This is a genomic window from Streptomyces sp. NPDC005483 (assembly GCF_040606035.1).
GTDB lineage: Bacteria > Actinomycetota > Actinomycetes > Streptomycetales > Streptomycetaceae > Streptomyces.
The window spans coordinates 14538-33504 of sequence record NZ_JBEXEA010000050.1 but is presented as its reverse complement, the minus strand read 5'-3'; the positions used below and the strand labels follow the sequence as shown (position 1 = coordinate 33504).

The window sequence follows — 18967 nt, the reverse complement described above, 5'->3', positions numbered from 1 at the left end:
CGGGTGGGTGCGGGTACGCCGGGATGCGCCGTCATCCCGGAACTGGCCGGTGCCGCCTACTCGTTGCCGCCGAACGCCGCGTCGAACGAGGCCGACGGCGGCTCGAAGTCGTATGCCTTCAGTCGGTTCAGTGCCTCGGGTGCGCCCTGGAGCCGGTCCATGCCGGCGTCCTCCCACTCGACCGAGATCGGGCCCTGGTAGTCGATGGAGCGCAGCATGCGGAACACGTCCTCCCAGGGGACGTCACCGTGGCCCGCCGAGACGAAGTCCCAGCCGCGGCGCGGGTCGCCCCAGGGCAGGTGGGAGCCGAGGCGGCCGTTGCGGCCGTCGAGGCGTTTGCGGGCTTCCTTGCAGTCGACGTGGTAGATCCGGTCGCGGAAGTCCCACAGGAAGTTGACGGGGTCGAGGTCCTGCCACACGAAGTGGGAGGGGTCGAAGTTGAGGCCGAAGCCGGGACGGTTCCCAACAGCCTCCAGGGCGCGCTGAGTTGTCCAGTAGTCGTAGGCGATCTCGCTCGGGTGGACCTCGTGCGCGAACCGCACGCCCTCCGCGTCGAAGACGTCGAGGATCGGGTTCCAGCGCTCGGCGAAGTCCTCGTAGCCGCGGTCGATCATCGACTCGGGGGCGGGCGGGAACATGGCGACCAGGTGCCAGATGGCGGAGCCGGTGAAGCCGATGACAGTGTCGACGCCGAAGGCGCGTGCGGCCCGCGCGGTGTCCTTCATCCGGTTCGCGGCCCGCTGCCGGACGCCTTCCGGGTCACCGTCGGCCCAGACCTCGCGCGGCAGGATGGCCTGGTGACGTTCGTCGATGATGGCGTCGCAGACGGCCTGGCCGACGAGGTGGTTGGAGATCGCCCAGCACTTGAGGCCGTACTTGTCGAGCAGGGCATGCCGGGAGTCCAGGTACGAGGGGTCCGCGAGCGCCTTGTCGACCTCGAAGTGGTCTCCCCAGCAGGCGAGTTCGAGTCCGTCGTAGCCGAAGTCGCGGGCGAGGCGGCAGACCTCCTCGAGGGGGAGGTCTGCCCACTGGCCGGTGAAGAGCGTGAACTGGCGCGGCATCTTTCGGAGCCTCCTCAGACGGCTATCGGGGTGTAGACGGAGTTCTTCTCGGCGCTCTCCTCCACGGCCGCGAGGACGCGTTGGACCTGGAGCCCGTCGGCGAAGGTGGGGTCGGGGCGGCGGCCCTCAGCGATCGCGTGGACGAGGTCGCGGGCCTGGTGGACGAAGGTGTGCTCGTAGCCGAGGCCGTGGCCGGGCGGCCACCAGGCGTCCAGGTAGGGGTGGTCGGGCTCGGTGACGAGGATGCGGCGGAAGCCGGCGTGCGTTCCGGGTTCCGTGGCGTCGTGGTAGGAGAGTTCGTTGAGGCGTTCCAGGTCGAAGGCCAACGAGCCGCGTTCGCCGTTGAGTTCGATGCGCAGGGAGTTCTTGCGGCCGGTGGCGTACCGGGTGGCCTCGAAGGAGGCGAGGGCGCCGGAGGTGAGGCGGCCGGTGAACAGGGCCGCGTCGTCGACGGTGACCTGGCCGGTGCCGGTCCCGGAGACGGCGGCCAGGCCCTTGACGGCGCCGTCGGCCAGAGGGCGTTCCCGTACGAAGGTCTCGGTCAGGGCGGAGACTCCGGCCAGTGGTTCTCCCGCCAGGTACTGCGCGAGGTCGATGATGTGCGCGCCGAGGTCGCCGAGCGAGCCCGAGCCTGCGTGTTCCCGGCGCAGCCGCCAGGTCAGGGGGAACTCGGGGTCCACGAGCCAGTCCTGGAGGTAGGTCACCCGGACGTGCCGCAGCCTGCCGAGTCGGCCCTCCGCCACCATCCGGCGGGCCAGCGCGGTGGCGGGCACCCGGCGGTAGTTGAAGCCGACCATCGCCAACTGGCCACGCCCGAAGGCTTCTTCGGCTGCCCGGGCCATCACCTGGGCCTCTTCGACGGTGTTGGCGAGGGGCTTCTCACACAGCACGTGCTTGCCTTCGGCGAGGGCGGCGACGGCGATCTCGGCGTGGCTGTCACCGGGGGTGCAGATGTCGACGAGGTCGATGTCGTCCCGCTCGATCAGGGCCCGCCAGTCGGTCTCGGCGGCCGCCCAGCCGTGCCGGTCGGCGGCCCGGCGCACGGCGGCCGCGTCCCGTCCGCAGAGCGCGGCGAGCACCGGGCGGCGGGGCAGGTCGAAGACGCGTCCGACGGTCCGCCAGCCATGGGAGTGGGCGGCGCCCATGAAGGCGTAGCCGACCATGCCGACCCGGAGCGGCGGCACCTCGGCCTCTTCTGACTGCTGCGGCTGTGCCATGCGCGATGTCCTCCTCGTCGTCGTGGCGCGGTGGGGGGTGCAGCCCGGTCCGTCGACGAACCGGGCTCCTGGGACCTGCCCTTCGGGTCGGTCCGACCGGGGCGCACCGCTGCTCGCAGCCGTTCCGGTCGGTAAGACAGGGCCCGTGTCGGGACGCCTCACTTGAAGCCGGTGGACATGTACTGGTCGACGTTGGTCTTGTCGACGACGGCCGAGTAGAGGGTGAGCGAGGCCGGGATCTCGAACTCGGCGAGGCCGCCTATGCCCTTGGACTGGCCGAGGGCGCGGGCGAGGTCGATCGCGGAGGCGGCCATGGTCGGCGGGTAGAGGACGGTCGCCTTGAGGACGCCGTTGTCCTGCTTGATGGCCTGCAAGGCGGACAGGGCGCCCGCGCCGCCGACCATGAGGAAGTCGTCGCGGCCGGCCTGGTCGATGGCGCGCAGCGCGCCCACGCCCTGGTCGTCGTCGTGGTTCCACAGCGCGTCGAAGCTCGACTGGGCCTGGAGGAGCTGGGCCATCTTGGCCTGCCCGGACTCGACGGTGAAGTCGGCGGCCTGGCGGGCCACCTTCCTGACGTTGGGGTAGTTCTTCAGGGCGTCGTCGAAGCCCTTGGTGCGCTGCTTGGTGAGTTCCAGGTTGTCGAGGCCGGCGAGTTCGATGACCTTGGCGTTCGACTTCCCCTTGAGCTTCTCGCCGATGTAGTGGCCGGCGTTGAGGCCCATGCCGTAGTTGTCGCCGCCTATCCAGCAGCGGTACGCCTGTGGGGTGTTGAAGACGCGGTCCAGGTTCACGACCGGGATTCCGGCGCGCATCGCCTTGAGCCCGACCTGGGTGAGGGCCTTGCCGTCGGCGGGCAGGACGACCAGCACGTCGACCTTCTTGTTGATCAGGGTCTCAATCTGGCCGATCTGCTGGGCGGTGTCGTTGGAGCCCTCGGTGATCTCCAGGGTGACGTCGGAGTACTTCTTCGCCCGGTTCTTGGCGTTGTCGTTGATGGCGTTGAGCCAGCCGTGGTCGGCCTGCGGTCCGGCGAAGCCGATGGTGACCGGCTTGCCGGGCGAGTCGGAGGCCGCGGGCTGGTCGTTCGCGGCCTCCGACTCGTCGTCGCTGGAGTCGTTGCTGGTGCAACCTGCGAGGAGGGCACCGGCCCCGACGGCGGCGGTCCCGAAGAGCAGCCCTCTGCGACTGGTGAAGCGGCTCGTGTGCTGTGGCATGGCGGTGAACCCTTTCCTCAGGTCGTGCTTGCGGTACGGCGCTGGACCAGCACGGCGGCGACGATGATCGCGCCCTTGGCGATCTGCTGGACGTCGCTCTGCAGGTTGTTCAGGGCGAAGATGTTGGTGATCGTGGTGAAGATCAGGACACCGAGCACGGAGCCGGTGATGGTGCCGCGGCCCCCGGTGAGCAGGGTTCCGCCGATGATCGCGGCGGCGATGGCGTCGAGCTCGTAGAGGTTGCCGTTGGTGTTCTGGCCGGAGCCGGACAGGATGATCAGCAGGAAGGCGGCGATGCCGCAGCACAGTCCGGACAGCAGGTAGAGGTAGAGGCGCTGGCGGCGGACGTCGATGCCGGCGAGCCGGGCGGCCTCGGCGTTGCCGCCGACGGCGACGGTGCGCCGGCCGAAGGTGGTGCGGTTCAGCACCAGCCAGCCGATGATCGTCACGACCGCGAAGACGAGGACCAGCGGGGGGATGCCGAGCACATACGCGTCGCGCTCTCCGAGATCCAGCACGCTGTTGATCGAGACGATCTGCGTCCGGCCGTCGGTGATCTGCAAGGCGAGTCCACGGGCCGAGGCGAGCATGGCGAGCGTGGCGATGAACGGGACCATCCCGCCGTACGCGATGAGCAGACCGTTGACCAGGCCGCAGCCGACTCCGACGATCACCGCGGTGAAGAGGATGCCCGCGAAGCCGTACTCCTGGGTGGCGACGGTGGTGGCCCACACCGAGGCGAGGGCGACGATCGCGCCGACGGAGAGGTCGATGCCGCCGGAGGTGATGACGAAGGTCATGCCGACGGTGACGACACCGATCACCGAGGCCTGGGTGAGGACGAGTTGGAGGTTGCGGGTGTCGAGGAACTCGTCGGGCTTGGTGATGCCGCCGATGAGGACCAGTACGGCGAGCACGCCGAGGAGGGAGAGGGTGCGGAGGTCGGTGCGGCTGCGCATCGAGCCGACCAGGCCATCGGCACTTTCGGTCTTGCGTTCGACCTGTGATCCCGTCGGGTGCAGTTTGCTGAGCACGGGCGACTCCCGTCATGACGTTGCTAAGTTGGCTTCTGCCCTCGGGCAACGGTCAGGGCTTGACCGTCATGAGGCCGTTCATCGGCCGACTGAGAAGCCACCTCCTTCGGGAAACGGCGGAGTCACGACGAGGTCGAGTACACGAAACTCGTCCAGTTCACGGGCAGGGCCGGAGTGAACAACCCGGCCCTCCCGGAGAACCACCACTTTGTCGGCCAGCCCCAGAACCTCGGGAATCTCGCTGGAGACCAGCAGCACGGCCAGGCCTTCGTCGGCCAGTCGCCGCACGACCGCGTACAGCTCGGCGCGGGCGCCGACGTCGACTCCCCGGGTGGGTTCGTCGAGCAGCAGGACCCGGCAGCCGCGCAGCAGCCAGCGGGCCAGGACGGCCTTTTGCTGGTTGCCGCCGGAGAGGGTACGGATCGGCACGGAGGGGTTGTCGGGCCGCAGGGAGAGTTCGCGGGTGGCCGCCCGGGCCGCGCCGAGTTCGGCCCGCCGGTCGATCCAACCGGCCCTGGAGAAACGGGACATGGAGGAGACGGACACATTGCGGGTGACCGACTCCAGCATCAGCAGGGCCTGCGCCTTGCGCTCCTCGGGGGCCAGTCCGATCCCGGCGCGTACGGCCGCTCGGACACTGCCGGGTTTCAACGCCTTGCCGTCCACGACCACTTGACCGGAGGTGGGCTTGCGAGCGCCGTAGACCGTCTCCAGGATCTCGGAGCGCCCCGAGCCGACGAGTCCGGCGAGGCCGACGATCTCTCCGGGGTGGACCACGAGGTCCAGGGGCTCGAACTCGCCCTGCCGGGTGAGTCCTTGGACCTCCAGGAGCGGCCTTACGCCATGTGCGGGAGCCGTCGGCCGTTCCGGGAAGACGTACTCGACGTTCCGGCCCGTCATCAGCGCCACGACCTCGCGCGTCGGCGTCGACTTCGCGGGCAGTCCGCCCGCGACGGCCCGGCCGTCCTTGAGGACCGTCACCCGGTCGCCGATCCGCCGGATCTCCTCCAGGCGGTGGGAGATGTAGACGACGGCTACGCCCTCGGCGGTGAGGTCGCCGACGATCCGGAAGAGGTTGTCGACCTCGTCCGGGTCGAGGGCGGCGGACGGCTCGTCCATCACGATCAGGCGTACGTCGTGGGAGAGGGCCCGCGCCATGGACACGATCTGCTGCTGCGCCGCCGACAACTCCCCGACCAGGCGCGCCGGATCGATCTCCGGGTGCCCGAGCCGTCGTAGCAGCGCGGCCGTCGACCGACGGGCCGCCTTGCCCCGTACGACGAACCCGGCCGCCGTGGGTTCATGGCCCAGGTGGACGTTCTCGGCGACGGACAGGTGCTCCACCAGGTCGAGTTCCTGGTAGATGGTGGCGATGCCGAGGCGCATGGCGGCGATCGGTGAGCGGAGGGTGACCTCGTCGCCGCGCCAGCGCAGGCGGCCGGTGTCGGGCTGGTGGGCCCCGGCCAGCACCTTGATGAGGGTGGACTTCCCGGCCCCGTTCTGGCCGAGCAGACAGTGCACTTCGCCGGCCTGGACGTCGAGGTCGACGCCGTCGAGGGCCCGGACTCCGGGGAACGTCTTGGTGATGCCGGACATGCTGAGCAGCGGTGGTTCTGGTGCCATGAGGTCCCCTTGGCGGGCGTGCGGGCCGGTTTCAGGGCGGTCCCCTCGCGGGGCGGCTGTTTTCAGGCAGGGCAGAGCAGGGCGCTGTGCGGGTGGGGTGACTTCCGTTGCGGCGTTGGGAGTTACGCGGGTGAGAACAGGTGGTCGCTGATGAGCCGGGCCGCACCGATGACTCCGGCGGTGGGGCCCAACTCCCCGAGAACGATGGGTAGGTTGCCGGTGGCCAGCGGCAGCGACTGGCGGTAGACCTGGGTGCGGATCGCGGCGAGCAGGGTGTGGCCGAGTCCGGTCACCCCGCCGCCGATCACCACCAGGCCCGGGTTGAAGAAGCTGACCAGTCCGGCGATGACCTGGCCGGTCCGGTTGCCGCCCTCACGGATCAGGTCGAGGGCGGTGGGGTCGCCGGCGGCAGCGGCGGCGGCGACGTCGACCGCGGTCAGGCCGCCGTTCGCCGTGTGCCGTGCGGCGAGTTCCTCGGAGCGCCCCTGCTCGACCGCCTCGACGGCGTCCCGGGCGAGGGCGGCCCCGCTGAAGTGGGCTTCCAGACAGCCCCGGTTGCCGCAGGCACACGGGCGGCCGTCGGGTACGGCCTGGATGTGCCCGATGTCGCCCGCGCTGCCCGTCACCCCGCGGTGTACCTCACCGCCGGCGACGATGCCGCAGCCGATGCCGGTGCCGATCTTGACGCAGAGGAAGTCGCCCACGGAGCGTGCCACGCCCGCGTGCATCTCCCCCATGGCCATCAGGTTCACGTCGTTGTCGACCATGACCGGGCAGCCGAGTTCCTGACTGAGCGCCTCCCGTACGGGGAAGCCGTCCCAGCCCGGCATGATCGGCGGAGCCACCGGTACGCCCTCGGGGAAGCGGACCGGTCCGGGGACACCGATGCCGGCGCCGTCGAACCCCTCCGCGAGCCCCGAGGCCCTCAACTTCGCGGCCATGGACAGGACTTGCTCGAAGACCGCGACCGGGCCCTCGCGGACGTCCATGGGCTGGTTGAGATGTCCCAGGATCTCCAGTTCGGCGTTGGTGACGGCGACGTCGACCGAGGTCGCGCCGATGTCCACGCCGAGGAACCGCAGGTTGGGGGCGAGCCGGATGTTGTGGGAGCGACGCCCGCCGCGGGAGGCGGCGAGTCCGTCGGCCACGATCAGGCCCGTCTCCAGCAGCCGGTCCACCTCCACGGCCAGCTTGGACCGTGACAGGTCGACCTGATCGCCGAGTTGCGCACGGGAGTTGGGTCCTCCGTCGCGCAACAGCTTGAGCAGCCGGGCCTGATGCGCGTTCGCGGGTCGTGCCGTCATGCGTCTCACAGGCCCCTCCCCGCCTCATTCGGCCACCGGTTGTCGTGCTTTCGAGGGGAACGTAGCAGTGGCTGCCGAACCTGGGAAGAAGCTGTGCAGAGATTACTGCCGACTTTCTCCACTCTCAGGACAAAGACGTGTCGCGCTCTGGTGTCCTGGCGCGCGGCCCCGCAGGATGGACCTGACGGAGGGGAGCACATGTTTCTGGTCACGGGTGCGACGGGGAACGTGGGTGCCGAACTCGCGCGTGCGCTGGCGGAGTCCGGCGAGCGAGTGCGGGACGTCAGCCGTTCCGGGCGCGGCGAGGGATCACCGGCGGGGGTTGAGCCCGTGGCGCGAGATCTGAACCGGCCCGAGACCGTGCGGGCCGCGCACCCAAGCCTGCCGGCCGCACTCCTGGACGACCTGACTACCCCCGCAGCCGCGCGTGATACGACGTCCGCGTGTGCTCGGTGTGGCCCCGCATCAACGCGGTGGCCCGCCCCTGATCCCGGCCGGCGATCGCGGCGATCAGTTCACGGTGCTCGATCCAGGACTGACTGCCGCGCTGCCGGGCGATCGGCGTGTAATACCAGCGCACCCGGCGATCCACCTGCCCCGCCAACTCGGCAAGGACCGCGTTACCCGCCAACTCCATGACCTTCGCGTGGAAACGGGCGTTCAGGGCGACCGCAGCGTCCACATCGTCCGCGGCGACCGCGCTCTCACCCTGCGCACACAACTCCTCCAGCACGGCAATACCGGCACTGCCCGCGTTCGCGGCCGCCAGCCGAGCCGCCTCGGCCTCCAACAGCGTCCGTACCGTCAGGAGTTGATCGGCCTCCTCATCGGTCGGCTCGTGCACGAACGCACCCTGCGCAGGCCGCAGATCCACCCACCCCTCCGTGTTCAACCGCTGCAAAGCCTCACGCACCGGCTGCCGCGACACCCCCAGATGACCCGCCAACTCACTCTCGACAAGATGCTGACCCGGCTGAAGCGCACGCGTCGTGATGAGCTCCAGCAGCGCCTCGTACACGCGATCACGCAGTGGACCGGGACGTTCCAGCTTCGGCACGGCTCCCTGCGGCAGACCTGTCGACAACATTCGCGGTCCCCCTCCTCGGCAGGCGGACATGTCCATTGCGTTTTGTCTACAGTCTACGGCGTCAGGGGAACAGGTAAACCGCGCGTCGACCTGGTCACATCCTCCACGTCACGGACAGCGGACGACCTGACCGGCGTAGGACAGGTTCCCGCCGAACCCGAACAGCAGCACCGGGTCGCCGGTCGAGATCTCGCCCCGCTCGACCAGCTTGGAGAACGCGAGCGGGATGCTGGCCGCCGAGGTGTTGCCGGACTCCGTCACATCGCGGGCCACCACGGCGTTGACCGCGCCGATCTTCTGCGCGAGCGGTTCGATGATCCGCAGGTTCGCCTGGTGGAGTACGACCGCGGCGAGGTCCTCGGGGGTGAGCCCTGCGCGCTCGCAGGCCTGCCGGGCCAGCGCCGGAAGCTTCGTGGTCGCCCAGCGGTAGACGCTCTGCCCCTCCTGCGCGAACCGCGCCGGCTCGCCCTCGATCCGCACGGCGTGCCCCATCTCGGGCACCGATCCCCACAGCACGGGCGAGATGCCGGGCACCTCGGCCCCCTCCACGACCGCCGCGCCCGCCCCGTCGCCGACCAGCACACAGGTCGTGCGGTCGCTCCAGTCGGTCACCGCGGACATCTTGTCGGCGCCGATCACCAGCGCCCGGGTCGCCGCACCGGCCCGGACGGTGTGGTCGGCGGTGGCCAGCGCGTGGGTGAAGCCGGCGCACACCACGTTGACGTCCATCGCGGCGGGTGAGGGGATGCCGAGCCGGGCGGCGACGCGGGCGGCCATGTTCGGGGACCGGTCGACGGCGGTCGAGGTGGCGACCAGGACCAGGTCGATGTCGGCGGGAGCGAGCCCGGCCGCGGCCAGCGCCTTGGCGGCGGCGTGCGAGGCGAGCTCGTCGACCGGCTCGTCGGGACCGGCGATGTGGCGGGTCCGGATCCCCACCCGGGACCTGATCCACTCGTCACTGGTGTCGACCAGGCCCGTCAGCTCCTCGTTGGTGAGTACTTTGGCGGGCTGGTAGTGGCCGACTGCGGCGATCCGCGAGCCGTTCATGGAGGGTCCCCCTCGTTGCCTTGGGTAGGGATCCTCCAGTCTGATCAGTGACTCACGGGTACGCGGGCACGTAAGGCCACAGGAAACGGGCGCCCGAGTTGTCGGCTTCCCTCACCCCCTCGGACGCCCGAACACCTGCCGAACGGTTACTTGGTGAACAACTGCGTGGCCTTCTGTACGAGCTCGTAGAGCCCGTAGGCGAGCGGCGCGCCCACCCACACCCAGGCCAGGGCGATCAGCGGACGCCGGTCAGGCGGACTCTGGCTGCTGTCGGGCTGTGACATCGGCGGCCTCCCTCGGTGCGGGAATGTGGTGACGGGTGCTGACCGGGCGGACCAGCTCGTTGGCGACGAAACCGACGGCGAGCAGCCCGATCATGATCATGAAGGAGAGGCCGTAGAGGTCGGACCCGCTCTTGCCCGCGTCCTCCTGCCGGTCGGCGATCCAGTTCACGATCAGCGGCCCGAGGACGCCGGCCGTGGACCAGGCGGTGAGCAGCCGGCCGTGGATGGCGCCGACCTGGTAGGTCCCGAAGAGGTCCTTCAGGTAGGCGGGGATCGTCGCGAAGCCGCCGCCGTAGAAGGACAGGATGACCAGCGCGCACAGGACGAACAGCGGCTTGGAGGAGTCGCCGAACAGGGCGATGAGCCCGTACATCACCGCGCCCACGCCCAGGTAGACGCGGTAGATGTTCTTCCGTCCGATCAGGTCGGACGTCGACGACCAGCCGATGCGGCCCGCCATGTTGGCGGCCGACAGCAGCGCGACGAACCCGGCCGCGGCCGACACCGAGACCGGGGTCGAGGTGCCCTTGAAGAAGTCCGTGATCATCGGGGCGGCCTTCTCCAGAATGCCGATGCCCGCGGTCACGTTCATGCAGAGCACGACCCACAGACACCAGAACTGGGGGGTGCGCACCGCGTTGCGCGCCGAAACCTGCGGGCCGTCGAAGGCGCTGGGCGCGGTCTCGACCGGCTTCTCGCTGCGCGGCACGCGCACCAGCAGGACGCCCAGAAGCATGAAGACGGCGTACGACAGCCCGTGCACGAGGAACGCGAGCGCGATGCCGGAGCTGTCCGAGCCGAAGGACTCCAGCATCTGCGCCGACCAGGGCGAGGCGATGAGCGCGCCGCCGCCGAAGCCCATGATGGCGATACCGGTGGCCATGCCGGGCCGGTCGGGGAACCACTTGATCAGGGTGGAGACCGGCGAGATGTAGCCGATGCCCAGACCTATGCCGCCGACGAAGCCGTAGCCGAGGACGATCAGCCAGTACTGCTCGGTGGCCGCCCCCAGCGCGGAGAGCAGGAAGCCGGACGAGAAGCAGATCAGCGCCACCGTCATCGCCCAGCGCGGCCCGTTGCGCTCCACCAGCGTGCCGCCGAACGCGGCGGACAGGCCGAGCATCACGATGCCGAGCTGGAAAGGCAGTGCGCTCTGCGTGCCGCTGAGACCGAGCGCGGATTCGAGCGGCGGCTTGAACACGGACCAGGCGTATGCCTGTCCGATGGAGAGATGGACCGAGAGGGCGGCCGGGGGGACGAGCCAGCGGCTCCAGCCCGGGGGCGCGACAGGGGGACTCATGATCCCGGACGGTAGGAACAAACAAGCGAGTTGAAAAGGCGGCGCGTCGACCGTATGCGATGAGCGGTATCCCGGACGCGACGAACGGTCGAACCGTCCCGTTTCCAGAGCGGGTCGAGCCCCACTCCCTCTTGCGGCCCCGCCGATCACACTGTAGACAATATTCCGTCGACATCGCTCGGGTCGGAGTTCGACATACGGGCGGTGGGTACCTGGGACGGGAGGTCACAGACCCGCACCGGCACCGGCGACGTGGGAACGCCCTGCGGAGCGGGCTGCGGCCTCACGCTCCATGTGCAGGACAATGAGATCGTGAGGGCCCGACGGCAGCCTCCGCAGCAAGGGCCGTTTCGGCTACCAGCACGTACAGAACCGGGACTGAGACACATATGGGACGAGTCACGGAACGACGCAAGGTCATCCGCATCCGCGACGGGGCCATCTCGTCCCGCCCGGACACCCTGGTCGCCGAGGAACCCCTGGAGATCCGCCTCAACGGCAAACCCCTCGCCATCACCATGCGCACGCCCGGCGACGACTTCGCCCTCGCCGCCGGCTTCCTCGTCAGTGAAGGGGTGCTGGCCCGGCACAGCGACCTGCAGAACATCGTCTACTGCGCCGGCGCCACCGTCGACGGCTCCAACACCTACAACGTCGTCGACGTCACCACCGCCCCCGACGTGGCCATCCCCGACATCACCCTCGAGCGCAACGTCTACACCACCTCCTCCTGCGGCCTGTGCGGCAAGGCCAGCCTCGACGCCGTGCGCACGACAACCCGCTGGCCCATCGACGACGCTCCCCCGGTCCGTATCGACCCCGACCTGCTCGCGAGCCTCCCCGACCGGCTCCGCGCAGCTCAACGGGTCTTCGACCGGACCGGGGGCCTGCACGCCGCCGCCCTCTTCACCCCGGACGGCGAACTCCTCGACATACGCGAAGACGTCGGCCGCCACAACGCCGTCGACAAGCTCATCGGCCGCGCCCTCCAACAAGGCAACCTGCCCCTCTCCCGCGTGATCCTGCTGGTCTCCGGCCGCGCGTCCTTCGAACTGGCACAAAAAGCCGTCATGGCGGGCATCCCGGTCCTCGCCGCCGTCTCCGCGCCCTCCTCCCTCGCCGTCGACCTCGCCACCGAGACCGGCCTCACCCTCATCGGCTTCCTGCGCGGCCACTCCATGAACGTGTACGCGGGAGAACACCGCCTCACCCTGACAGCCGCCACGGCGGCCCAGAGCTGACCGGCTCCTCGGCGAGGGCCTCGACGAACGCTTCGACGAGCGGTGATCTCCGGCTCGCCCGCCAGGCCAGGAACACCTGGTCCGGCTCCGCGTCCGAAACCGGCACGTAGCTGATGTCCGGCCGTGAGTACTGCTGGGCGACGGACTCGGGTACCAGGGTGATCCCCTGTCCGGCCTCCACACGCTCGAACTTCTCCTCGATGGTGCGGATCGGGACGTCGTCCGGGCCGGAATCGGCGTACCGCAGCCGGGGCTCGCCCTCCAAATCGGCAAGGACGTCCGTGCATTCAGCCCGCGACTCCGGTCAACATCTAGCCCGCCACGCCTCGCATTTGATCCGCCGTCACCACCGTGCCCGGGCGCGGGAAGTCGAGCCGTGTCGAGGCTTCGTGCTCGGCGGCGGTGAAGGCGGCCATGACGTCCTCGACGAAGACGAGGACGTGACCGAGGTCGAGGGCGCGCGGGCAGTGGACTCGACGCCGAGGTTGGTGGCGATCCCGCCGAACACCAGAGTGGTGACGCCGAGTTCACGAAGGCGTCCGTCCAGTTCCGTGCCCTGGAAGACGCCGATGGTCCGCTTCACGATCTAGGTGTCGCCGTGGCGGGCGACTCCGGACACCAGACCGCTGCCGGGCGGCCGGTCGGCGACGCCGGGCCGTTCGACGCGCACGAGCACGACGGGAGCTCCGGCCGCACGGAAGGCGGCCGTCAACTCCTCGGCGGCGGCGAGGACTTCGGTGCCTTGCGGGTTCCAGAGGCAGGACGACGATCCGGTCCATCAGGTCGACGAGTACGAGGGCGCTGCGTGCGGGATCGAGCGCGAGGGGTCCGGTCAGGACGGAACGTCATCCGGCATCAGCCCTCCGTACCCGAGATCCGGATCAACAGGCCCATGAGCTGGTCGCGTTCGGCCGTCGTGAGCGGGGCCAGCAGCTCGTCGTTGGCCTCGCGGGCGAGCTTCTCGCAGCGTCTCAGCAGCCGTTCCCCCTCCTCCGTGAGGGACACGGCGTTCTTGCGGCGGTCCCGGGGATCCGGTTCGCGGACGACGAGGCCGGCGGACTGGAGGTCGTTCAGGATGCCGACCAGGTCCTTGGGATCGAGCCGCACCCCGCGGCCGAGGTCGGCCTGGGCGACGGGGGCGAGGTCGCGGACGGCGGAGAGCACCACGTGGTGCCACATCTTCATGCCCTCGGCGGCCAGCGCCCCGGCCACCAGTGCCCGGCCGCGGGCCGCGGCGCGTCCGAGGAGCCAGCTGGGGAGGGAGCGGATCGCGGGGAGGGGTGCTTCGGCCATACATCCAGCCTAGCCACTATTCATTGGACTTCCCAACGACCAGCGTCCTATCGTTGGGAAAACCAATGAATCCGAGGGAGGTCGGTCGATGCGTCGCGTCCGTTACGAGTCCACGGGCGGTCCGTTGTTCCTGGAGGAGGCGCCGGTCCCCGAGCCGGGCCCTGGTGAGCTCCTCGTGCGCTGCGAGGCGGTCGGCGTCACCCTCCCGGTCGTCCGCAAGGTGACCGAAGCCGCAGAACCGATTCCACTCGGCGGTGAACTCGCCGGGGAGGTGGTGTCCGTCGGCCACGGAGTCACCCGCTTCCGCCCCGGCGAGCGCGTCACGGGCCTGTGCTTCGGCCACGGTTACGCCGACTTCGCACTGCTGCAGGAGGCCATGGCATCCCCCGTCCCCGACGATGCCTCGGCGGTCGACGCGGTCGCGCTGGTCCGCAGTGGTCTGGTCGCGCTCGGCGCGCTGGAGGCGGCGCGTCCCGAGCCGGGAGAGACGGCGCTGATCACGGCGGCGGCGAGCGGGGTCGGCCACCTCGCCGTGCAGCTCGCGCGGGCGAGGGGCGCCTCACGGGTGGTGGGCGCGGTCTCCGACCCGGCCAAGGCGGACTTCGTGCGCTCGCTCGGCGCCGACGCCATCGCCCTTTACGCGGACGACAGTTGGGGCAACCCCGTCGACTACGTCCTCGACGCGGTCGGCGCCGACTTGCTCACCCCGGCACTCACCTCCCTGGCCCCTGGCGGACGGCTGGTGGCGTACAGCTCGGGCGGCGGGACGATCCGGGCGTACGACCTCCTAGTCGGCGCCAAGTCCGTGACGGGCTTCCAGATGGCGCGGATCGCCCGCGAGCGGCCCACGTTGTACGAGCGGTGGCGACGGGAGCTGTGGCGGATGTTCAGGGACGGCACCCTTCGGCCCGTCGTGCACGGGGAGTTCACCCTGGAGGAGGCGGCGAAGGCGCACGAGGTGATCGCGTCGCGGCGCAACCTCGGGAAGGTCGTACTCCATCCGTGACGGGACACGCGCGGGGTTCTTGTGAGGCGCGGGACGCGGAACTACCGTCCATGATCAAAAGGTCACATATCCGGATGTACGGACAACTGAAAGGGCGCCCGTGACGTCGAGTCGCGCACGTCTGAGATCCTCCCTTACCGCCGTTTCCGCCACCGCCGCCGTGCTCGCCCCGCTCGCCCTGCCGGGCACTGCCCACGCCCAACCTCCGGCTTCAGCACCGGGGTTCGAGCAGCAGATCCTCTTCAAGGCGGACCGGGACCCCGGTTACGCCTGCTTCCGTATCCCGGCGATCGTCCGTACCACCGCCGGCACCCTTCTCGCGTTCGCCGAGGGACGCGTCCTCAACTGCGGGGACACCACCGACATCGACATCGTCCTCAAGCGGTCCACCGACGGCGGCCGCACCTGGGGCCCCCTCCAGGTGGTCAACGAGGGCGCGGGCGACACCCACGGCAACCCGGCGCCGGTCGTGGACCGCCGGAAGGGCCGCGTCCTGCTGGCCGAGACGTACAACACGGGCCGTACGGACAGCGGGAGTTGCGCGGCGCCCTGCGACCGCACCCCACACCTGCAGTACAGCGACGACGACGGGCGCACCTGGTCCGCGCCCCGCGACCTGAGCGACGAGATCCTGTCCCCGCGGCGGAACTCCTGGTACGCCACCGGACCCGTGCACGGCATCCAGCTCAGTCACGGCCCGGCCGCCGGGCGGCTGGTCTTCGGTATCAACTCCGAAACGTGGGAGGGCGAGCGCAGCAAGATGGGGGTCCCCCCGGCCGGAGGCTGGGGGAGGGTCTCCGCGAACAACGCGGCGCTCGTCGTGAGCGACGACGGCGGGGAGCACTGGCGGGTCGGCGCCACCGACTCCTGGCCGGTCGCCGCCGACGGCACCTTCCGGCAGAAGCCCTCCGAGATCACGCCGACCGAGCGCACCGACGGCTCCGTCCTCGTCAGCGGGCGCGAACAGGACGGCACCGACCTCGGCCATCGCACCCAGGCCGTCAGCCTCGACGGCGGCGACAGCTTCGCCTCCCCCTTCCGGGCCCTCCCGGACCTGTACGCGCCGCAGGTGCAGTGCGCGACGCTCAGCCTCGGTGAACGCGTGCTGCTGTCCTGCCCGGGGGATCCCGACCGCCGCCGCACGATGACGATCCGCTCCTCCTACGACGGCGGCCGCACCTGGGACGCCCCCGACCGCGGCACGGTCGTCACCAGGGACTGGTCCGGCTACTCCGACCTGGCTCCGGTCGACGGGGGCACGGTGGGCCTGCTGTACGAGGGCGGGACCGCCGACGCGCGCGACGAGATCCGCTTCGCCCGTTTCACCGAGGACTGGCTGACCCCGCGCCGCGAGCCCGACCCGACCACCCCCGACCTCGCTCCCCTCGCCCCGCCCGCGGCCGTGCTCGGCGGCGCCCGTGAGACGACCGGGGTCATCGGCGGCGCCCTGGACTTCGACGGCGCCGACGACGCCGTACGTCTGCCGTATCGCGCGGAACTCCCGCTCGGCAGCGGGGACTTCACCGCGTCCCTGTGGTTCCGGTACACGGCCACCGCCGGGGAGCAGCCGCTGCTGTGGATGGGCGGTGTCGGCACCACCCAGCCCCAGGTGTGGCTGCGCGGGGAGCCGGCGAGCGGCCGGGTGCGGGGGCTGATCACCGTGCGGGAGGGCGCGACGAGCGTGCGGACGGCGACGGTGGGTTCGAACGGTGCGTACAACGACGGGCGGTGGCATCACCTGGCCCTGCGCCGGGGCGGCGGACGGATCACCCTCTTCGTCGACGGTACGGCGACCGGCGCACCGGACGTGCCGGGCTCGGTCAGCCGCAACTCGCCGTTCGGTGTGCACATCGGGCAGCGCATGGACGGCCGGGCTTTCTTCACCGGCGCGATCGACGAGGTCCGGGTCTGGAACCGGGCTCTCGCCGACGCGGAGATCACCGGCGCGGACGCCGCACCCGGGGGCACTGTCCTGTGGCTGCCCATGGACCGGGTGAGCGACAGCCGCTAACGTCGCGAACCGTGCCCGAGGACGCACGAGCACGACAGCGCACCGGCACCGGCGTCGGTCTGCTGCTGGCGCTGGTGCTCGGAGCCGTGCTGCTCACCGCCCTCCCGGACGGCGGCGGGCGGGACGCCGGCGACTGCACACCGCTGACCGTCGGCTCCTGGTCGGCGGACGACCGCCGCACCGCCGAGTTCGCCCGCTACGGTGACGACACCGGCCGCGCCGACGACTGGACCGGCGGCGACGGCACCCACTCGGTTCGGCTGCCCGACGGGCGGCTGCTGTGGCTGTTCTCCGATACCTACCTCGGCCAGGTGTACGGCCCGCCCAACCCGTTCGGCGAGCCGTACACCTGGCGCGACACCACCGCCCCCCTGGTGCGCAACTCGGCGGTGCTGATGCGCGACGGCCGCCTGGAGAGCACCCTCCCGGCGCCCCTCTTCCCGGACCCCGGCCCGAACCAGTGGCGCTGGCCGGTCGCGGCCCGCGTCGAACCCCGCTCCCCCGGCTCGCCCGAGCAGGTCGTCCGGGTCCTGCTGTGGGTGCGCACCGCCGGGCAGTTCCCCTGGATCTACGGCGTCCCGACGGCCACCGAGGTCGCCACGCTGTCGCTGCCCGACCTGCGCGTCGAGTCGGTCACGAAGGTCCTCGACGAGCGGCGCGTCAAGGATCCGTCCCGGCGGGTGCTGTTCGGGACCACGCTGGTCGAGGACGGCGAGTGGACGTACGTCTTCGGCGGCGACGACGGCCGGGCCGCGTCCCGGTCCGCCTCCTCGGCGTACGTGGCTCGGGTGCCGGCGGGTGCTCTCGCGGAGCCGGGCGCCTGGGAGTACTGGGACGGCTCGGCCTGGACGACCGGTGCCCGCCCGCGTCCGGTGCTCGGGGACGGGCGGCGCACCGGGGTGGGCAGCGCGTTCTCCGTCGTACGGCAGGGCGGGACGTACGTGCTGTTCACCATGGCCGCGGGGACGAAGGGGCTCGCGGCGGTGACGTCGTACTGGGCCTGCTCCCCCACCGGACCGTGGCACGGCCCGGAGAAGGACTTCACCCCGTCCCTGCCCTCCGGCCAGGTCGCCGCCTACAACCCGCAGGCGCACTCCGAACTCAGTGGCGGGGGGCGCCTGGTGCTCAGCTACGACGTCAACTGGTTGGAGACAGCGGCCGCTTCGGCGCAGCTCAACCGGAACGTGTCGCTGTACCGACCGCGGTTCGTGACGCTGCGGCTGACCCCGGCGCGCTGACCTGCCCGGTCTCCTCGGGGACGGGGTCGTGCGAGCGGCGCTTGGCGATCACCGCGCAGACCATCAGCTGCATCTGGTGGAAGAGCATCAACGGCAGCACGGCGAGCGAGGCGTGCGCACCGAACAGGACGCTGGCCATGGGGAGTCCGGAGGCCAGGGACTTCTTGGAGCCCGCGAACTGGATGGCGATGCGGTCCTCGCGGCCGAAGCGGAGCGCCTTGGAGCCGTACCAGGTCAGGGCGAGCATCAGGGCGAGCAGGACGGCCTCGACGATCATGAGCCCGCCGAGCCTGAGCGGGCTCACCTGGTGCCAGATGCCCTGGACCATGCCCTCGCTGAACGCGGTGTAGACGACCAGCAGGATCGACCCGCGGTCGACGAGGCCGAGGACCTTCTTGTGGCGGGTGACGAAGCCGCCGATCCAGCGGCGCAGCAACTGCCCCGCGAGGAACGGCACCAGCAGCTGGAGCACGATCTTCAGGAGCGAGTCGGCCGAGAATCCCCCGCCGCTGTTGCCGAGCAGGGCGGCCGCGAGGAGCGGGGTGATGACGATGCCGACCAGGGAGGAGAAGGAGCCGGCGCAGATCGCGGCGGGCACGTTGCCGCGGGCGATCGAGGTGAAGGCGATCGACGACTGGATGGTGGACGGGACCAGGGTGAGGAAGAGCAGGCCCTGGTAGAGCGGGTCCGTCAGGAAGACCGGGACGAGTCCGCGGGCGGCCAGGCCGAGGAGCGGGAAGATCACGAACGTGCAGGCGAGGACCGTGACGTGCAGTCGCCAGTGCTTGAGGCCGTCCAGGGCCTCGCGGGTGGAGAGGCGTGCGCCGTACAGGAAGAAGAGGAAGGCGATCGCCGCCGTGGAGGCTCCGGAGGCCACGTCCGCGGAGGTCCCGCGTGCCGGTACGAGGGCCGCGAGGCCCACCGTGCCGAGCAGCAACAGGATGTACGGGTCGACCGGCATCCAGGCCGGCCATTTCAGGCGCTTCACGGTGCTCCACTTGCTCGTG

17 protein-coding genes and 2 pseudogenes are annotated in these 18967 nt (G+C 70.5%); 5 read left to right on the top strand and 14 right to left on the bottom strand.

From position 1 onward, the window contains the following. Nucleotides 1-56: 56 nt before the first annotated feature. The 10 genes from ABZT06_RS45440 to ABZT06_RS45395 all read right to left on the bottom strand — a co-directional run bounded on the left by ABZT06_RS45440 (nt 57) and on the right by ABZT06_RS45395 (nt 11171). Nucleotides 57-1061: a sugar phosphate isomerase/epimerase family protein gene (locus ABZT06_RS45440; protein ID WP_355754623.1), complete on the bottom strand. Its 1005-nt coding sequence runs from the start codon at nt 1059-1061 to the stop codon at nt 57-59. 14 nt (nt 1062-1075) lie between these two features. Continuing rightward, nucleotides 1076-2278 carry a Gfo/Idh/MocA family oxidoreductase gene (locus ABZT06_RS45435; RefSeq protein ID WP_355754620.1) on the bottom strand — a complete coding sequence of 401 codons (1203 nt, stop codon included), beginning with the start codon at nt 2276-2278 and terminating at the stop codon, nt 1076-1078. Nucleotides 2279-2436: 158 nt separating this feature from the next. Then, the gene (locus ABZT06_RS45430; RefSeq protein ID WP_355754618.1) at nt 2437-3492 is read right to left on the bottom strand and encodes a substrate-binding domain-containing protein; all 1056 of its coding nucleotides are present in this window, start codon (nt 3490-3492) and stop codon (nt 2437-2439) included. 17 nt (nt 3493-3509) lie between these two features. Then, nucleotides 3510-4451: an ABC transporter permease gene (locus ABZT06_RS45425; RefSeq protein ID WP_355754655.1), complete on the bottom strand. Its 942-nt coding sequence runs from the start codon at nt 4449-4451 to the stop codon at nt 3510-3512. Between the two features lie 153 nt (nt 4452-4604). Continuing rightward, nucleotides 4605-6149, bottom strand: a complete 1545-nt coding sequence (locus ABZT06_RS45420; RefSeq protein WP_355754616.1) for a sugar ABC transporter ATP-binding protein — start codon at nt 6147-6149, stop codon at nt 4605-4607. Nucleotides 6150-6271: 122 nt separating this feature from the next. Continuing rightward, complete coding sequence (locus tag ABZT06_RS45415; protein ID WP_355754614.1) at nt 6272-7453, bottom strand: ROK family transcriptional regulator; 1182 nt, start codon at nt 7451-7453, stop codon at nt 6272-6274. Nucleotides 7454-7862: 409 nt separating this feature from the next. Then, nucleotides 7863-8540 carry a GntR family transcriptional regulator gene (locus ABZT06_RS45410; RefSeq protein WP_355754652.1) on the bottom strand — a complete coding sequence of 226 codons (678 nt, stop codon included), beginning with the start codon at nt 8538-8540 and terminating at the stop codon, nt 7863-7865. Nucleotides 8541-8648: 108 nt separating this feature from the next. Further along, nucleotides 8649-9587, bottom strand: a complete 939-nt coding sequence (locus tag ABZT06_RS45405) for a beta-ketoacyl-ACP synthase III (RefSeq protein WP_355754612.1) — start codon at nt 9585-9587, stop codon at nt 8649-8651. Between the two features lie 146 nt (nt 9588-9733). Further along, on the bottom strand, nt 9734-9871 hold the full coding sequence (locus tag ABZT06_RS45400) for a hypothetical protein (RefSeq protein WP_167364525.1): 138 nt from the start codon (nt 9869-9871) through the stop codon (nt 9734-9736). Beyond that, on the bottom strand, nt 9837-11171 hold the full coding sequence (locus tag ABZT06_RS45395) for an OFA family MFS transporter (protein ID WP_355754609.1): 1335 nt from the start codon (nt 11169-11171) through the stop codon (nt 9837-9839). Before ABZT06_RS45395 ends, ABZT06_RS45400 begins: the two co-directional genes overlap by 35 nt. Nucleotides 11172-11318: 147 nt before the next feature. On the opposite strand from ABZT06_RS45395, the pseudogene ABZT06_RS45390 reads away from it, so the two are divergent. Both ABZT06_RS45390 and fdhD read left to right on the top strand, forming a co-directional pair. Then, nucleotides 11319-11553: pseudogene (locus ABZT06_RS45390) on the top strand (hypothetical protein); the annotation flags it as partial. A 7-nt stretch (nt 11554-11560) separates the two neighbouring features. Further along, nucleotides 11561-12412, top strand: a complete 852-nt coding sequence (gene fdhD, locus ABZT06_RS45385) for a formate dehydrogenase accessory sulfurtransferase FdhD (RefSeq protein ID WP_355754607.1) — start codon at nt 11561-11563, stop codon at nt 12410-12412. Here fdhD and ABZT06_RS45380 read toward each other — a convergent pair. From ABZT06_RS45380 to ABZT06_RS45370, 3 genes and pseudogenes are all read right to left on the bottom strand, one after another. Beyond that, nucleotides 12378-12677 (bottom strand): LysR substrate-binding domain-containing protein, encoded by a 300-nt coding sequence (locus tag ABZT06_RS45380; RefSeq protein ID WP_355754605.1) that lies wholly within the window; start codon nt 12675-12677, stop codon nt 12378-12380. The genes fdhD and ABZT06_RS45380 overlap by 35 nt on opposite strands. Before the next feature lie 46 nt (nt 12678-12723). After that, a pseudogene (locus ABZT06_RS45375) lies at nt 12724-13248 on the bottom strand (isochorismatase family protein). 19 nt (nt 13249-13267) lie between these two features. Beyond that, the gene (locus tag ABZT06_RS45370; protein ID WP_355754603.1) at nt 13268-13705 is read right to left on the bottom strand and encodes a MarR family transcriptional regulator; all 438 of its coding nucleotides are present in this window, start codon (nt 13703-13705) and stop codon (nt 13268-13270) included. Nucleotides 13706-13793: 88 nt separating this feature from the next. Here ABZT06_RS45370 and ABZT06_RS45365 point away from each other — a divergent pair, with 88 nt between their 5' ends. From ABZT06_RS45365 to ABZT06_RS45355, 3 genes are all read left to right on the top strand, one after another. After that, nucleotides 13794-14711, top strand: a complete 918-nt coding sequence (locus ABZT06_RS45365; RefSeq protein ID WP_355754601.1) for a zinc-binding dehydrogenase — start codon at nt 13794-13796, stop codon at nt 14709-14711. Nucleotides 14712-14811: 100 nt separating this feature from the next. Then, nucleotides 14812-16722, top strand: coding sequence for a sialidase family protein (locus ABZT06_RS45360; RefSeq protein WP_355754598.1), 1911 nt, complete (start codon nt 14812-14814; stop codon nt 16720-16722). A gap of 11 nt (nt 16723-16733) precedes the next feature. After that, entirely contained in the window at nt 16734-17960 is a 1227-nt protein-coding gene (locus ABZT06_RS45355) for a DUF4185 domain-containing protein (protein WP_355754595.1), read from the top strand. On the opposite strand, the gene ABZT06_RS45350 is transcribed toward ABZT06_RS45355, so the two are convergent. Next, complete coding sequence (locus ABZT06_RS45350) at nt 17896-18921, bottom strand: bile acid:sodium symporter family protein (protein WP_355754650.1); 1026 nt, start codon at nt 18919-18921, stop codon at nt 17896-17898. The two genes, ABZT06_RS45355 and ABZT06_RS45350, sit on opposite strands and share 65 nt — an antisense overlap. Nucleotides 18922-18967 lie beyond the last annotated feature (46 nt).